Origin of the sequence: Streptomyces sp. adm13(2018), assembly GCF_008042145.1 — a bacterium.
Taxonomy (GTDB): domain Bacteria; phylum Actinomycetota; class Actinomycetes; order Streptomycetales; family Streptomycetaceae; genus Streptomyces.
The window spans coordinates 995,365-1,010,788 of record NZ_RDBH01000129.1; the positions used below are offsets into that span (position 1 = coordinate 995,365).

Sequence of the window (15,424 nt, forward strand, 5' to 3'; positions counted from 1 at the left end):
GCCCCGTACCGTTGGTGCCCGTGACCCCCACCGGACCCGCCACCGGCGGCCTCTTCGCCCGTCTGCGCGACGGGTTCCGCGCGCATCCGCTCGCCTTCGACGCCACCCTCGCGTTCGGCGTGCTCGTCTCGATGATCGCCGGGTCCTTCACCGACCCCCACGGCAGCCCGACCGGGCCGACCTTCGGCGACCGGGTGCCCAGCGTCCTCAGCGTGCTGCTCATGGTGCTGGGGGCGGTCGCCCTGGTGCTGCGCCGGCGCCGCCCCTTCCACGTCCTCTGCTTCACGGTGGCGGTCAGCCTCCTCGAACTGGTCAACGACACCCGGCCCGCCACCGTCGCCATGAGCGCCGTCGTCGCGCTCTACACGGTCGCCTCCCGCACCGACCGGCCCACCACCTGGCGGGTCGGCCTCGCCACCATGGCCGTCCTGACGGCCGTCGCCATGGCCTTCGGCCCCACGCCCTGGTACGCGCAGGAGAACGTCGGACTCTTCGCCTGGACCGGCATGGCCGCCGCCGCGGGAGACGCCGTCCGCAGCCGCCGGGCCTTCGTCGACGCCATCAGGGAGCGCGCCGAACGGGCCGAACGCACCCGCGAGGAGGAGGCGGGCCGGCGGGTCGCCGAGGAGCGGCTCCGGATCGCCCGCGACCTCCACGACGTCGTCGCCCACCACATCGCCCTGGTCAACGTCCAGGCCGGGGTCGCCGCTCACGTCATGGACAAGCGCCCGGACCAGGCGAAGGAGGCCCTCGCGCACGTCCGGGACGCCAGCCGCTCCGCGCTCGACGAGCTGCGCGCCACGGTCGGGCTGCTGCGCCAGTCCGGCGACCCGGAGGCCCCCACCGAGCCCGCGCCCGGCCTCGCCGTCCTCGACGGGCTGCTCGACAGCTTCCGCAACGCCGGACTGCCGGTCGCCCTGGCCCGTACCGACGGGGAACGGCCGCTGCCCGCGGCCGTCGACCTGGCCGCGTACCGGATCGTGCAGGAGGCGCTGACCAACGTGCGCAAGCACGCGGGACCGGACGCCGAGGCCGAGGTGAGCGTCGTCCGGGTGGGCCGTACGGTCGAGATCACCGTCCTCGACAACGGCACCTCCGAGGCCGCCACCGACCCCGCCCCGCACGGCGGGCACGGGCTGCTGGGCATGCGCGAGCGGGTCGGCGCGCTCGGCGGCACCCTGACCGCTGCCCCCCGGTACGGCGGCGGCTTCCGGGTCCAGGCGATACTTCCGGTGACGTCCCGCACGGGGGAGGACACATGACGATCCGGGTACTGCTCGCCGACGACCAGGCACTGCTCCGCAGCGCGTTCAAGGTCCTGGTGAACTCCGAGGCGGACATGGAGGTCGTCGGCGAGGCGGCCGACGGCGCCGAGGCCGTGACCCTCGCCCGCTCGGAACGGCCGGACGTGGTCCTGATGGACATCCGCATGCCCGGCACCGACGGCCTCGCCGCCACCCGCATGATCACCGCGGACCCGGACCTCCCCGACGTGCGGATCGTCATGCTGACCACCTTCGAGGTCGACGAGTACGTCGTGCAGGCGCTGCGCGCCGGGGCCTCCGGGTTCCTCGGCAAGGGCGCCGAACCGGACGAGCTGCTCGGCGCGATCCGGATCGCCCACGCGGGCGAGGCCCTGCTCTCGCCGACCGCCACCAAGGGCCTCATCGCCACGTTCCTCGCCCAGGGACCCGGCGCCGACGCCGCCGGCGAGGGCGGCCGGGGCCGCACCGAGCGGCTCGCCGCGCTCACCGCCCGGGAGCGCGAGGTCCTCGTCCTCGTCGGCGGAGGCCTCTCCAACGACGAGATCGCCGAGCGGCTCGACGTCAGCCCGCTCACCGTGAAGACCCACGTCAACCGGGCCATGGCCAAGCTGGGCGCACGCGACCGCGCCCAGCTGGTCGTCACCGCCTACGAATCGGGACTGGTACGTCCGAGGGTGGAGTGACCGGCGGCTCCCGCGTACTCCAGACGCGGTATGCGCGGGATAAGGATGTGGACCCGGGGGCCGAGGACTTCCGGCGCTCGATGGCAGATCGTATAGGCGGGGGGCACCTCCGGCGGATCCCGCGGATCCGGGCCGGGGCCTCGGCTGCTCCCGCCCGTCGACGCGTACGCCACAGAAGAGAGACCCCATGTCCTGGCTGTCGAGATTCAGCCTCGCCCAACGGGCCCTGATCGGGCTGATCTCCATCGTCGCCCTGGTGTTCGGGGCGATCGCGATACCGCAGCTGAAGCAGCAGCTGTTCCCCTCGATCGAGCTGCCCATGGTCTCGGTCCTCGCGCCCTACCAGGGCGCCTCTCCCGATGTGGTCGAGAAGCAGGTCGTCGAGCCGCTGGAGAGCAACCTGAAGGCCGTCGACGGCCTGAAGTCGGTCACCTCCACGGCCTCCGAGGGCATGGCGCTCGTCATGGCCTCCTTCGACTACGGCGACGAGTCGACGAAGCAGCTCGTCGCCGACGTCCAGCAGGCCGTCAACCGGGCCCGCGCCGAACTGCCCGACACGGTCGAACCGCAGGTCGTGGCCGGCTCCACGGACGACATCCCGACCGTCGTCCTCGCCGCCGCCTCCGACCAGGACCCGCAGGCCCTCGCCGGCCTGCTGGACCGCACCGTCGTGCCCGCCCTCGAAGGCATCGAGGGAGTCGGCCAGGTCTCCGTCACCGGCGTCCAGGACCTCCAGGTCTCCGTCACCCCCGACGACCGCAAGCTGGCCGCGGCCGGCCTCACGACGATGAAGCTCGGCGAGGCCCTCCGCTCCGGCGGCGGCACCCTCCCGGCCGGCTCCTTCTCCGAGACCGGCAAGAGCCGCACCATCCAGGTCGGCGGCGGCTTCACCTCCCTGCGGCAGATCGAGGACCTCCGCATCCCGGCGGCCACTCCCGGCAAGGGCAAGGCCGTCCGCCTCGGCGACGTCGCCACCGTCCGCCAGGAGGAGGCCCCGCGCGTCTCCCTCACCCGGACCAACGGCAAGCCCAGCCTCGCCGTCATGGCCACCATGGACAAGGACGGCAGCGCCGTCGCGATCTCCGACGCCGTCAAGGAGAAGCTGCCCGAGCTCCGCGCCGACCTCGGCGCGGGCGCCGAGCTGACCGTGGTCTCCGACCAGGGCCCGGCCGTCGCCAAGGCCGTCTCCGGCCTGACCACCGAGGGCGCCCTCGGCCTCGTCATGGCCGTCCTGGTGATCCTGGTCTTCCTCGCGTCGATCCGCTCCACCCTGGTCACGGCGGTCTCCATCCCGCTCTCCGTGGTCCTCGCGCTGATCGTGCTGTGGACCCGCGACCTCTCGCTCAACATGCTGACGCTCGGCGCGCTCACCATCGCCATCGGCCGGGTCGTCGACGACTCGATCGTGGTCCTGGAGAACATCAAGCGGCACCTGGGCTACGGCGAGGAGCGGCAGTCCGCGATCCTCACCGCGGTCCGCGAGGTGGCGGGCGCCGTCACCTCCTCGACGCTCACGACCGTCGCCGTCTTCCTGCCGATCGGCCTGACCGGCGGCATGATCGGCGAGCTGTTCGGCTCGTTCTCGCTGACGGTCACCGCGGCCCTGCTGGCCTCGCTGCTCGTCTCCCTGACGGTCGTCCCGGTCCTCTCGTACTGGTTCCTGCGCGCTCCCAAGGGCACCCCGGAGGATCTGGCCGAGGCCCGCAGGCTCGCCGAGGAGAAGGAGGAGAAGAGCCGCCTCCAGCGCCTCTACGTGCCGGTCCTGCGGTTCGCGACCCGGCGCCGGCTCACCAGCCTCGCCCTCGCCTTCGTGGTCCTGATCGTCACCTTCGGCATGGCCCCGCTCCTGAAGACGAACTTCTTCGACCAGGGCGAGCAGGAGGTGCTCAGCATCCAGCAGGAGCTGCCGCCCGGCACCGCGCTCGACGCCTCCGACGCGGCCGCGAAGAAGGTCGAGAAGCTCCTCGCGGACACCGACGGCGTCAAGGACTACCAGGTCAACGTCGGCTCGTCCGGCTTCATGGCGGCCTTCGGCGGCGGCACCGGCACCAACCAGGCCACCTACCAGGTCAGCCTGGAGGACTCCGCCGCGTTCGAGAAGACCCGGAACGCCATCGAGAAGGGCCTCGCCGCCCTCGACGGCATCGGCGACACCAAGATCGCCGCGGGCGACGGCTTCGGCAGCCAGGACCTGAGCGTGGTCGTGAAGGCCGCCGACGCCGAGGTCCTCACCAAGGCCTCCGAGCAGGTCAGGGCTGCGATCGCCGACATGAAGGACGTCACCGACGTCCAGAGCGACCTCGCGCAGTCCGTCCCGCGCATCGCGGTCAGGGCGAAGCCCGCCGCGGCCGACGCCGGCTTCGACTCCGCCGCGCTCGGCATGATCGTCGGCCAGGCCGTCCGGGGCACCCCGGCCGCCAAGGCGACCCTCGACGACAGCGAGCGGGACGTCCTCATCACCTCGGCGAAGCCGGTCACCACCCTGGCCGGACTCAGGGCGCTGCCCCTCGGCCCGGTGAAGCTGGGCGACGTCGCCACCGTCGAACTCGTTCCCGGCCCGGTCTCCATGACCCGGATCGACGGCGCCCGCGCCGCGACGATCACGGCCAAGCCGGTCGGCGACAACACCGGCGCCGTCAGCGCCACCCTCCAGCAGAAGATCGACGCGCTCGACCTGCCCAAGGGCGCCACCGCCAGCATCGGCGGCGTCTCCGAGGACCAGTCCGAGGCCTTCCTCAACCTGTTCCTGGCCATGCTGGCGGCCATCGCGATCGTCTTCATGCTGCTCGTCGCGACCTTCCGGTCGCTGGTCCAGCCGCTGATCCTGCTGGTCTCGATCCCGTTCGCGGCGACCGGCGCGATCGGTCTGCTCGTGGTCACCGACACCGCGATGGGCGTGCCGGCGATGATCGGCATGCTGATGCTCATCGGCATCGTCGTCACCAACGCGATCGTCCTGATCGACCTGATCAACCAGTACCGGGCGCAGGGCCTGGGTGTCGTCGAAGCGGTGATCGAGGGCGGCCGGCACCGGCTCCGCCCGATCCTGATGACCGCCCTGGCGACGATCTTCGCGCTGCTGCCGATGGCGCTCGGCATCACCGGCGAGGGCGGCTTCATCGCCCAGCCGCTGGCCGTGGTGGTGATCGGCGGTCTGATCACGTCGACGCTGCTGACGCTGCTCCTCGTCCCGACGCTCTACGCGATGGTGGAGCTCCGCAAGGAGCGCCGCGCGAAGAAGAAGGCGGCGAAGAAGGACGGGAAGGTCCCGGAGCAGCCCACCGAGGCGAACACCGACACGGACACCTCGCTGCTGGACGCGCTGGACGCCTGACAGGTCCGCGTACGCGCCTACGCCGAAGGGCGCCCCGCACCGCGCGGGGCGCCCTTCGGGCGTGTGCGTACCGGGGGAGAACCGTTACGGCAGAGCGAGCATCCGCTCCAGCGCGAGCTTCGCGAAGCCCTCCGTCTCCTTGTCGACCTGGATCTGGTTGACGAGGTTGCCCTCGGCGAGGGACTCCAGCGTCCACACCAGGTGGGGCAGGTCGATGCGGTTCATCGTCGAGCAGAAGCAGACCGTCTTGTCGAGGAAGACGATCTCCTTGTCCTGGTCGGCGAACCGGTTCGCGAGCCGGCGGACCAGGTTCAGCTCGGTGCCGATCGCCCACTTGGAACCGGCCGGGGCCGCCTCCAGGGTGTTGATGATGTACTCGGTCGAGCCCACGTAGTCCGCGGCGGCGACGACCTCGTGCCGGCACTCGGGGTGGACGAGTACGTTCACGCCGGGGACGCGCTCGCGGACGTCGTTGACCGAGTCCAGCGAGAAGCGGCCGTGCACCGAGCAGTGACCCCGCCACAGGATCATCTTGGCGGCGCGGAGCTGCTCGACGGTCAGTCCGCCGTTGGGCTTGTGCGGGTTGTACAGGACGCAGTCGTCCAGCGACATGCCCATGTCGCGCACGGCGGTGTTGCGGCCCAGGTGCTGGTCGGGCAGGAAGAGCACCTTTGTGGTGCCGGGCTCCCCCTGCTCGAAGGCCCAGTCCAGGGCCCGCTCGGCGTTGGACGAGGTGCAGATCGTGCCCCCGTGCTTGCCGGTGAAGGCCTTGATGTCGGCCGAGGAGTTCATGTACGAGACGGGCACGACCTGGTCGGCGATGCCCGCCTCGGTCAGCACGTCCCAGCACTCGGCGACCTGCTCGGCGGTGGCCATGTCGGCCATCGAGCAGCCGGCCGCGAGGTCGGGCAGGACGACCTTCTGCTCGTCACCGGTCAGGATGTCGGCCGACTCCGCCATGAAGTGCACACCGCAGAAGACGATGTACTCGGCCTCGGGCCTGGCCGCGGCGTCGCGGGCGAGCTTGAACGAGTCGCCGGTGACGTCGGCGAACTGGATCACCTCGTCGCGCTGGTAGTGGTGGCCCAGGACGAAGACCTTGTCCCCGAGCTTCTCCTTGGCGGCGCGGGCGCGCTCCACCAGGTCCGGGTCGGAGGGCGAGGGGAGGTCGCCGGGGCACTCCACGCCGCGCTCGCTCTTCGGGTCGGCCTCGCGACCGAGCAGAAGCAGGGCGAGCGGCGACGGCTGTACGTCGAGATCATGACGGGCTTGGGCCGTGGTCACGTCACGCACCCTTTCTTCGGGGTCTTCGGGGAAACCTTTTCGTCGAAATGACGCTATCTATCATAACCCCTTCACGTCACCATGACGATGTCCATAGTGTCGATGTGACGAATTCGCCGCCGCCGTCCTCGGACTTCGCCCCGGGCCCCCGCCGGACTTCGTCGTCCCCGTCGCTGGACAGGGTGTGCGAGCATGAAGGGAGAAAGACCCCACACGGCCCGGAATGAATCCGGGGCACCGTCGGTTGCAACCGTCGGCAAGCAGTCTCCGTACACACCGGGAGAGAAGCAGATGTCCGTATCGGACGAGAAGACCACTGTCAGCGACGGCATCCTCCTGTCCGACGCCGCCGCGGCCAAGGTCAAGGGCCTCCTCGAGCAGGAAGGCCGCGAGGACCTGGCCCTGCGCGTCGCCGTTCAGCCCGGCGGCTGCTCCGGCCTGCGTTACCAGCTGTTCTTCGACGAGCGTTCGCTCGACGGCGACGTCGTGAAGGACTTCGACGGCGTCAAGGTCGTCACCGACCGCATGAGCGCCCCGTACCTGGGCGGCGCCTCGATCGACTTCGTCGACACCATCGAGAAGCAGGGCTTCACCATCGACAACCCGAACGCCACGGGCTCCTGCGCCTGCGGCGACTCGTTCAGCTAAGTCCCGCCGGGCCGCACGCGGCCCCGCGCACCCGAGGGCGGTGGCCCGGGAGTTCCCTCCCGGGCCACCGCCCTCGGTCGTACTCCCGCGTGCCCGCCGCTCAGCGGCGCGGCACCGCCTCCCCGCTCGCCGCGTCCACCACCGGACGGTCGCCCAGCGGACCGCGCAGCGTCACGGTCTGCGTGAAGTCCTTGGCGATCATGATGCAGATCCGCTCGGGGTCGGACTTCTCGTCGATCCGCACGGTCACCCGGTCCGGCTGCTCGTCGGCGTGCACGGTGTACGTGCTGCACACCCCGCCCCAGAAGGTGACGGCGAGCTCCCTGCCGCCCTCCAGGACCTTGACCGACTCCACGGCCCGCGGCAGCGCGCCGTCCCCGGGAGGCTCCGTGGGCGTCGGTACCGGCGAGGGCGTGGCCGGCGGCGCCAGGTACTCCGGGGCCACCGCGGCCCGCGCCACCGTATACGGCGCGCCGTCCGCCGGGTCCGCGGTGAACAGCCACGACGGTACGAGCAGCCGCTCGCCGTCCACATCACGCGCGGCCAGCCCGAACACCGCGGCGGTCACCGGCACCCGGTCGGGCGCCGCCCGGTCCGCGATCGTCTGGCAGGGCGGGACCGGCTCGACGCGCCCCGGCTCCGGCGTCCCGCCGGTCCGGGCGTCCTCGGGCTTCCCGTTCCCGTCCACACCCGGCACGGCCGGGTCAACGCCGGGCACGGCAGGCTCCACGCCGTCGGGCGCCGGCTTCCCCTCCGGACGGGCCTTCCCGGCGTCCCCGCCGCCCGGCGCGCCCGTGGGGCAGCGCCCCACCCCGATCGGGCCGGTGCCCTTCGAGTCCTCGTTCAGCGCGGCGAGCGCCTTCGCCGCCCCGACCACCGGGTACGCGGCGCCCTCGGCCGGCTCCTTGAGCATCCCGCTGCCCGCGACCGCCCGGCCGTCCCGTGCGATGTGCAGCGCCGTCGACCAGCCGTACGTCGGCAGCCCGCCCACCACGGGATCGGCGTTGACCACGCGGACCGAACCGTTCACCACTCCCGTCGCGGTGACCTTGGCGTCGTCCTGGCCGAGCGCCTTGAGGACCGGCGCGGCCGCCGCCCTCGCCGCCGCCTCGCTCAGCGGCGTACCGCCCGGCGCGGGCTTCGACTCGCCCGGCGGCGGGCAGGCCCGGCCCTTCAGACAGGCGTCGCCCGCGGGACCGCCGTCGTACCAGGAGTACGTCCAGTTGCCCGGCGCCTTCCGCGCCACGTCGAGACGGGCCCCCGAACCGTCCTTCTCGGGCCGGATCGTCCACACCTCGCCCACCAGCGAGGGACTGCCGGAGACGCCCAGCGCTTCGGCCAGCCTGGTCACCTCCGCCGAGGTGACCAGGCCCTCGGGCCGGTGGACCGCGGCCGAGGAGGGCCCTTGGGGGAGTGGGCCCTTGGCTGTGTAGACGGTCCCGTTCGGACCGCCCCCGGGGTCGGGCTCGCCGGGCGCGATGCCCGGGCCGCCCCCCGTGTCGCCACCGGGGGTGGCGCCGCCGCTGCCGTCGTCCTCCAGCCGCAGCGTGGGCGGCGGACCGGCGTCCGCGGCCTTGGCGGCCGCGCCCACGCCGGTGCCGTCACCGGATGCCGAGGTGGCGAGATAGACGCCACCGCCCCCGGCGAGCAGCACACCCGCCGCCACCGAGGCCGCGATGGTGCTCCGCCGCCTCCGTACGTTCTCCGTACCGCTCACCGCAACGCTCCCTCGTCTCGAACGGACGCCGATGGGACGGAGCGGGCGGGCGGACGGTTCCCTCCGTCAGCCCCCGTACTCGGCCGTCGCGTCGATCAGCCTCGCCGAGGCGGCCGGCACGACGACCCCGTGGATCAGCGCGGGGGAGACCGGGGCGGGCGCGGGCGCGGCCGGGGTCACCCAGTGCGGAGCCATCCGTGCGCCGTCGCCCCGCAGGTCGGCGAGGCTCGGCTCGGACTCGTGACGCTCACGTGAAGCGGGGTAGATGGTCATGGGCGCACCGTATGCACCGCACGCCCCCGGGGAAAAGGCCTACTCTGGGGTAGTTTCCACTGTTCGGCAGTGAGGCCTCCAGCCGGTAGCGTGAATGTCCGTCATTGCCGCCTTCCCGCAGGAGCACCCCGCCGTGCGTATCGCAGTCACCGGCTCCATCGCCACCGACCACCTGATGACCTTCCCCGGCCGGTTCGCCGACCAGCTGGTGGCCGACCAGCTGCACACGGTCTCCCTCTCCTTCCTCGTCGACAACCTCGACGTCCGGCGCGGCGGCGTCGGCCCCAACATCTGCTTCGGCATGGGCCAGCTCGGCGGCACCCCGATCCTGGTGGGCGCGGCCGGCTACGACTTCGACGAGTACCGCGGCTGGCTCGACCGCCACGGCGTCGACACCGGTTCGGTCCGCATCTCCGAGGTCCTCCACACGGCCCGCTTCGTCTGCACCACGGACAAGGACCACAACCAGATCGGCTCCTTCTACACCGGGGCGATGAGCGAGGCCCGGCTGATCGAGCTCAAGACCGTCGCCGACCGGGTGGGCGGCCTCGACCTGGTCCTCATCGGCGCCGACGACCCCGAGGCGATGCTCCGCCACACCGAGGAGTGCCGGACGCGGGGCATCCCCTTCGCCGCCGACTTCTCGCAGCAGATCGCGCGGATGGACGGCGCCGAGATCCGTACGCTCCTGGACGGCGCCACGTACCTGTTCTCCAACGAGTACGAGAAGGGCCTCATCGAGTCCAAGACGGGCTGGACCGACGCCGAGATCCTCTCCCGCGTCGGCCACCGCGTCACCACGCTGGGCTCGCGGGGCGTCCGGATCGAGCGCGTCGGCGACACGCCGATCGAGGTCGGCTGCGCGGAGGAGACGGCGAAGGTCGACCCGACGGGCGTCGGCGACGCGTTCCGCGCGGGCTTCCTGACGGGCCTGTCCTGGGGCGTGGACCTGGAGCGCGCGGCGCAGGTCGGCTGCATGCTGGCGACGCTGGTCATCGAGACGCTGGGCACCCAGGAGTACACACTCCGCCGGGCGAACTTCATGGACCGCTTCACGAAGGCGTACGGCGACGAGGCGGCGACGGAGGTCCAGTCCCACCTGAACTGACCGCGACGCGGGGCGCGGCGGGGGCCTGACGGGGCGCGGCACCGGTCCCGGCGGCGCGCGGCACCGGGCGGCGCGGGTCCGGTTGCGCGCGGCACGAGGCGGCACGGCTCCCGGCGCGGCGCGGCCCGGATCCGGCGGCGCTGCCCTGCGAGCCGCCGCCGCGGCAGGCTGCCGGGTGCGCCCGGCTACGGGCGGGCCCGTCTGCCCGCCCGGCGCTGCCGCGGCGGTACCGGCGCGGCAGCGCCCTCCTGGGCACGGCCCCCGCCCGACTGCGCGGACGCGGGTCGCGCCGAGCCGCACCCCCCGCCGTGTGGGCAATCGTCCCGCWGGGCGGTGGGGGTCCCCCCGGACGGAGTCTGGGGGGACCCCCACCGCCCAGCGGGACGAGAACGGGTGTGTCCGACCCCCCTCCGGAACCCCGGAGTCCACCCCTTCGGGGACTCGGACGGCGCGTTGGGCACCCTCCCCGCGCGACCCCAAATAGCGTCCAGTAGGGTTTGGTCCGCATAAACATCCAAACCCCTGCCCGCGGCCGGGGCGGCGACCGACCAGCGAGACGGACGGCCGTGGCCGACCACTGCGGGCCGAGACTCTCGGGAAGGCGCTACGTGAGTCCCAACGGCTCCGACCGCTCGTCGCGGCGCCCGATGCGGCGGAAGCTGCCGCAGGTGCTGACTGCGGGCCTGATCCTGGCGACAGCCACCGGCTGCTCGTACAACTGGGAAGACTTCCCCCGCCTTGGTATGCCCACCCCCGTCACGGAAGAGGCTCCCCGGATCCTCTCCCTGTGGCAGGGCTCGTGGGCCGCTGCGCTCATCACCGGAATCCTGGTGTGGGGCCTGATCATCTGGTCCGTCATCTTCCACCGGCGAAGCAGGACCAAGATCGAGGTACCTCCGCAGACCCGTTACAACATGCCCATCGAGGCGCTGTACACGGTCACCCCTCTCATCATCGTCTCGGTGCTCTTCTACTTCACCGCGCGCGACGAGTCGAAGCTCCTCGAGCTCTCCCCGAAGCCGGCCCACACGGTCAACGTGGTCGGCTACCAGTGGAGCTGGGGCTTCAACTACGTCGAGAACGTGCCCGGTGTGAAGGGTGACGCGAAGACGGACAAGAACCTCGCGGCCATTCCGAACAAGTTCCAGGACCAGTTCCCGGACAACGCCGGCGGCGTCTACGACGCCGGTATCCCCGGTGACCGCAACCCGCAGACCGGCAACCCGGGTCCGACCCTGTGGCTGCCGAAGGGGGAGAAGGTCCGGTTCGTCCTGACCTCCCGTGACGTCATCCACTCGTTCTGGGTGGTCCCCTTCCTCATGAAGCAGGACGTCATCCCGGGTCACACCAACTCCTTCGAGGTCACCCCGACGCAGGAAGGCACCTTCCTCGGGAAGTGCGCCGAGCTCTGCGGCGTCGACCACTCCCGGATGCTCTTCAACGTCAAGGTGGTCTCCCCGGAGCGCTACCAGCAGCACCTGAAGGAGCTGGCCGAGAAGGGGCAGACCGGCTACATCCCGTCTGGCATCGAGCAGACGGACCCGGCCAGGAATGCGGAGAAGAACCAACTGTGAGCATCCACAACGAAACCCAGGGTGCCGCCGCAGCTGAGGACTCGTACGAGAACGAGCTGCCCGTACGGCGCAAGCAGCCCGGCAATGTCGTGATCAAGTGGCTGACCACCACCGACCACAAGACGATCGGCACGCTCTACCTGGTCACGTCGTTCGTCTTCTTCTGCATCGGCGGACTCATGGCGCTCTTCATGCGCGCCGAGCTGGCCCGTCCGGGTACGCAGATCATGTCGAACGAGCAGTTCAACCAGGCGTTCACGATGCACGGCACGATCATGCTGCTGATGTTCGCGACGCCGCTGTTCGCCGGATTCGCGAACTGGATCATGCCGCTGCAGATCGGCGCGCCCGACGTGGCGTTCCCGCGGCTGAACATGTTCGCGTACTGGCTGTACCTCTTCGGCTCGATCATCGCGGTGGCCGGCTTCCTCACCCCGCAGGGTGCGGCCGACTTCGGCTGGTTCGCCTACTCCCCGCTGTCGGACGCCGTCCGCTCCCCGGGCGTCGGCGCCGACATGTGGATCATGGGTCTGGCCTTCTCCGGCTTCGGCACGATCCTCGGGTCGGTCAACTTCATCACCACGATCATCTGCATGCGCGCTCCCGGCATGACGATGTTCCGCATGCCGATCTTCACCTGGAACGTGCTGCTGACCGGTGTCCTGGTCCTGCTCGCCTTCCCGGTCCTCGCGGCCGCGCTGTTCGCCCTGGAGGCGGACCGCAAGTTCGGTGCACACGTCTTCGACGCGGCCAACGGAGGAGCGTTGCTCTGGCAACACCTCTTCTGGTTCTTCGGCCATCCAGAGGTGTACATCATCGCGTTGCCGTTCTTCGGCATCATCTCCGAGGTCATCCCGGTCTTCAGCCGCAAGCCGATGTTCGGCTACATCGGTCTGGTGGCCGCGACCATCGCGATCGCCGGTCTCTCCGTGACGGTGTGGGCCCACCACATGTACGTCACCGGAGGCGTGCTCCTCCCGTTCTTCTCCTTCATGACGTTCCTCATCGCCGTACCGACCGGCGTGAAGTTCTTCAACTGGATCGGAACGATGTGGAAGGGCTCACTGTCCTTCGAGACACCGATGCTCTGGACGATCGGCTTCCTGATCACCTTCACCTTCGGTGGTCTGACCGGTGTCATCCTGGCCTCGCCGCCGATGGACTTCCACGTCTCCGACTCGTACTTCGTCGTCGCGCACTTCCACTACGTCGTCTTCGGCACCGTGGTCTTCGCGATGTTCGCCGGCTTCCACTTCTGGTGGCCGAAGTTCACGGGCAAGATGCTGGACGAGCGGCTCGGCAAGATGACGTTCTGGACGCTGTTCATCGGCTTCCACGGCACCTTCCTCGTGCAGCACTGGCTCGGTGCCGAGGGCATGCCGCGTCGTTACGCGGACTACCTCGACGCCGACGGCTTCACCGCCCTGAACACGATCTCGACGATCTCCTCCTTCCTGCTCGGTCTGTCGATCCTGCCGTTCCTCTACAACGTCTGGAAGACCGCCAAGTACGGCAAGAAGATCGAGGTCGACGACCCGTGGGGCTACGGCCGTTCGCTCGAATGGGCGACGTCCTGCCCGCCGCCGCGGCACAACTTCCTCACCCTGCCGCGGATCCGTTCGGAATCCCCGGCGTTCGATCTGCACCACCCCGAGATCGCGGCTCTCGACCAGCTCGAGAACAAGGGGCACGCGGCCGAGGCCCTCACGGGCGGCAAGGAGGCCGGCAAGTGAAGATCCAGGGCAAGATGTTCATCTGGCTGAGCGTCTTCATCCTTGCCATGGCCGTCCTGTACGGCGTCTGGTCGAAGGAGCCGGTCGGCACCACGGCGCTCTTCCTGGCGTTCGGCCTGTCCATCATGATCGGCTACTACCTGGCCTTCACGGCCAAGCGTGTCGACGCGATGGCGCAGGACGACAAGGAGGCGGACGTCGCGGACGAGGCCGGTGAGGTCGGCTTCTTCGCCCCGCACAGCTGGCAGCCGCTGTCCCTGGCCGTCGGTGGCGCCCTGGCCTTCCTGGGCATCGCCATGGGCTGGTGGATCCTGTACTTCTCCGCCCCGCTGATCCTGGTCGGCCTCTTCGGCTGGGTCTTCGAGTTCTACCGCGGCGAGAACCAGAACCAGTAGCGGCACCGCTCCACGGAGCACCCGAGAGGGGCCCGGACACTTCGTCACAGAAGTGTCCGGGCCCCTCTTTTGCAGTACTAGACGCGCTGGTCGGGAGGATTGTCCTTAGCGTGAAGTCATGAACGACACGCCGCGCATTCGGACTGTTTTGAGCTGCACCCTCCTGGCCGTCACCGTCACCGCGGGCGCCACGGGGTGCGCGGGCTCCGACGACCACCCGCTGTCGGCCAGGGCGTACGACGCGGCGGACCAGCTCGCGGTCAGCGCTCCCGGGGACGGCGCCAAGGCGGACCCCGAGAAGCCGCTGGAGGTCACGGCCAAGGGTGACGAGGGCCGGATCACCGATGTCACCGCCGTCGACGCCACAGGGCGTCACCTGGCGGGCGAACTCACCGCGGACGGGCGGAGCTGGCGCTCCACGGCCTCCCTGGCCGCCGGCGCCCGCTACACGGTCCGCGTCGCCACCGAGGACGAGGACGGCGCTCCGGGCGCCCGTACGTTCACCTTCGAGACGGCCCCGGCCAAGCGGGCACTGACCGCCGCCTTCGGCCCGGAGGCGGGCACGTACGGCGTCGGACAGCCCATCACGGCCGAGCTCAGCCTCGCCGTCAAGGACCGCAAGGCCCGCGCCGTCGTCGAACGGGCGCTCAAGGTCCGCTCCACGCCGTCCGTCGAGGGCTCCTGGTACTGGGTGGACGACAAGAAGCTGCACTTCCGCCCGAAGGAGTACTGGCCGGCGGGCGCGCAGGTCACGGTCACCGGGAACCTGGACGGCCTCAAGGTCGGCGACAAGCTCTACGGCGGCGAGTCCAAGCCGCTGAAGCTCACCATCGGCGACCGGATCGAGGCCGTCGCGGACGCCGGGTCGCACTACATGACCGTCCGGCGCAACGGAGAAGTGATCAACACCATTCCGGTGACCACCGGAAAGCCGGGCTTCTCCACCCGAAACGGCATCAAAGTGATCCTCGGCAAGGAGTACTACGTCCGGATGCGGGGCACCAGCATCGGCATCGCCGAGGGCAGCTCCGAGTCGTACGACCTGCCGGTCTACTACGCGACCCGGGTCACCTGGAGCGGCGAGTACGTCCACGCCGCGCCCTGGTCGGTCGGCTCGCAGGGCGTGGCGAACGTCAGCCACGGCTGTGTCGGCATGTCGACCGGCAACGCGGCCTGGTTCTACGAGACCGTCCGCGCCGGCGACATCGTCCGCGTCGTCAACAGCTACGGCGACACGATGGACACCTTCGGGAACGGCTTCGGCGACTGGAACCTGCCGTGGGAGAAGTGGCGGGAGGGCAGCGCCCTGGTGGAGGCCGCCGGAAGCCCGGTGGCCGCCACCGAGAAGTCCCGGCTGCGGCCGCTGCCCCTCTAGGGGGTGTCCAGGGCCCCCGCAGGGCCGCCGCCCGC

The 15,424-nt window shown here is 70.8% G+C and carries 12 protein-coding genes; 9 read left to right on the forward strand and 3 right to left on the reverse strand.

Annotated features, from left to right (window positions below; translation table 11 throughout):
* Positions 1-20: 20 nt before the first annotated feature.
* From EAO70_RS21180 to EAO70_RS21190, 3 genes are all read left to right on the forward strand, one after another.
* Positions 21-1,262, forward strand: coding sequence for a sensor histidine kinase (locus EAO70_RS21180; protein ID WP_187283970.1), 1,242 nt, complete (start codon positions 21-23; stop codon positions 1,260-1,262).
* A complete protein-coding gene (locus tag EAO70_RS21185) occupies positions 1,259-1,948 on the forward strand; it encodes a response regulator (RefSeq protein WP_148004435.1) in 690 nt (229 codons plus the stop codon). The genes EAO70_RS21180 and EAO70_RS21185 overlap by 4 nt, the downstream gene beginning before the upstream one ends.
* Before the next feature lie 187 nt (positions 1,949-2,135).
* Positions 2,136-5,282: an efflux RND transporter permease subunit gene (locus tag EAO70_RS21190; protein WP_148004436.1), complete on the forward strand. Its 3,147-nt coding sequence runs from the start codon at positions 2,136-2,138 to the stop codon at positions 5,280-5,282.
* A gap of 84 nt (positions 5,283-5,366) precedes the next feature.
* On the opposite strand, the gene nadA is transcribed toward EAO70_RS21190, so the two are convergent.
* Positions 5,367-6,575 (reverse strand): quinolinate synthase NadA, encoded by a 1,209-nt coding sequence (nadA, locus tag EAO70_RS21195; RefSeq protein ID WP_148004437.1) that lies wholly within the window; start codon positions 6,573-6,575, stop codon positions 5,367-5,369.
* Positions 6,576-6,857: 282 nt separating this feature from the next.
* On the opposite strand from nadA, the gene EAO70_RS21205 reads away from it, so the two are divergent.
* Positions 6,858-7,214, forward strand: coding sequence for a HesB/IscA family protein (locus tag EAO70_RS21205; protein WP_056645451.1), 357 nt, complete (start codon positions 6,858-6,860; stop codon positions 7,212-7,214).
* Positions 7,215-7,314: 100 nt separating this feature from the next.
* Here the strand turns inward: EAO70_RS21205 and EAO70_RS21210 are convergent, their stop codons facing one another.
* Together EAO70_RS21210 and EAO70_RS21215 are read right to left on the reverse strand one after the other, a co-directional pair.
* Entirely contained in the window at positions 7,315-8,931 is a 1,617-nt protein-coding gene (locus EAO70_RS21210) for a hypothetical protein (RefSeq protein WP_148004439.1), read from the reverse strand.
* Positions 8,932-8,997: 66 nt separating this feature from the next.
* The gene (locus EAO70_RS21215; RefSeq protein ID WP_148004440.1) at positions 8,998-9,204 is read right to left on the reverse strand and encodes a hypothetical protein; all 207 of its coding nucleotides are present in this window, start codon (positions 9,202-9,204) and stop codon (positions 8,998-9,000) included.
* 133 nt (positions 9,205-9,337) lie between these two features.
* Here EAO70_RS21215 and EAO70_RS21220 point away from each other — a divergent pair, with 133 nt between their 5' ends.
* The 5 genes from EAO70_RS21220 to EAO70_RS21240 all read left to right on the forward strand — a co-directional run bounded on the left by EAO70_RS21220 (position 9,338) and on the right by EAO70_RS21240 (position 15,389).
* Positions 9,338-10,312, forward strand: a complete 975-nt coding sequence (locus EAO70_RS21220; RefSeq protein WP_148004441.1) for a carbohydrate kinase family protein — start codon at positions 9,338-9,340, stop codon at positions 10,310-10,312.
* A 608-nt stretch (positions 10,313-10,920) separates the two neighbouring features.
* Positions 10,921-11,886 (forward strand): cytochrome c oxidase subunit II, encoded by a 966-nt coding sequence (gene coxB / locus EAO70_RS21225; protein WP_148004442.1) that lies wholly within the window; start codon positions 10,921-10,923, stop codon positions 11,884-11,886.
* Entirely contained in the window at positions 11,883-13,619 is a 1,737-nt protein-coding gene (ctaD, locus tag EAO70_RS21230) for a cytochrome c oxidase subunit I (protein ID WP_148004443.1), read from the forward strand. Before coxB ends, ctaD begins: the two co-directional genes overlap by 4 nt.
* Positions 13,616-14,014 carry a cytochrome c oxidase subunit 4 gene (locus EAO70_RS21235; protein WP_148004444.1) on the forward strand — a complete coding sequence of 133 codons (399 nt, stop codon included), beginning with the start codon at positions 13,616-13,618 and terminating at the stop codon, positions 14,012-14,014. The genes ctaD and EAO70_RS21235 overlap by 4 nt, the downstream gene beginning before the upstream one ends.
* Before the next feature lie 118 nt (positions 14,015-14,132).
* On the forward strand, positions 14,133-15,389 hold the full coding sequence (locus tag EAO70_RS21240) for an Ig-like domain-containing protein (RefSeq protein WP_148004445.1): 1,257 nt from the start codon (positions 14,133-14,135) through the stop codon (positions 15,387-15,389).
* The last annotated feature ends 35 nt before the right edge of the window (positions 15,390-15,424 follow it).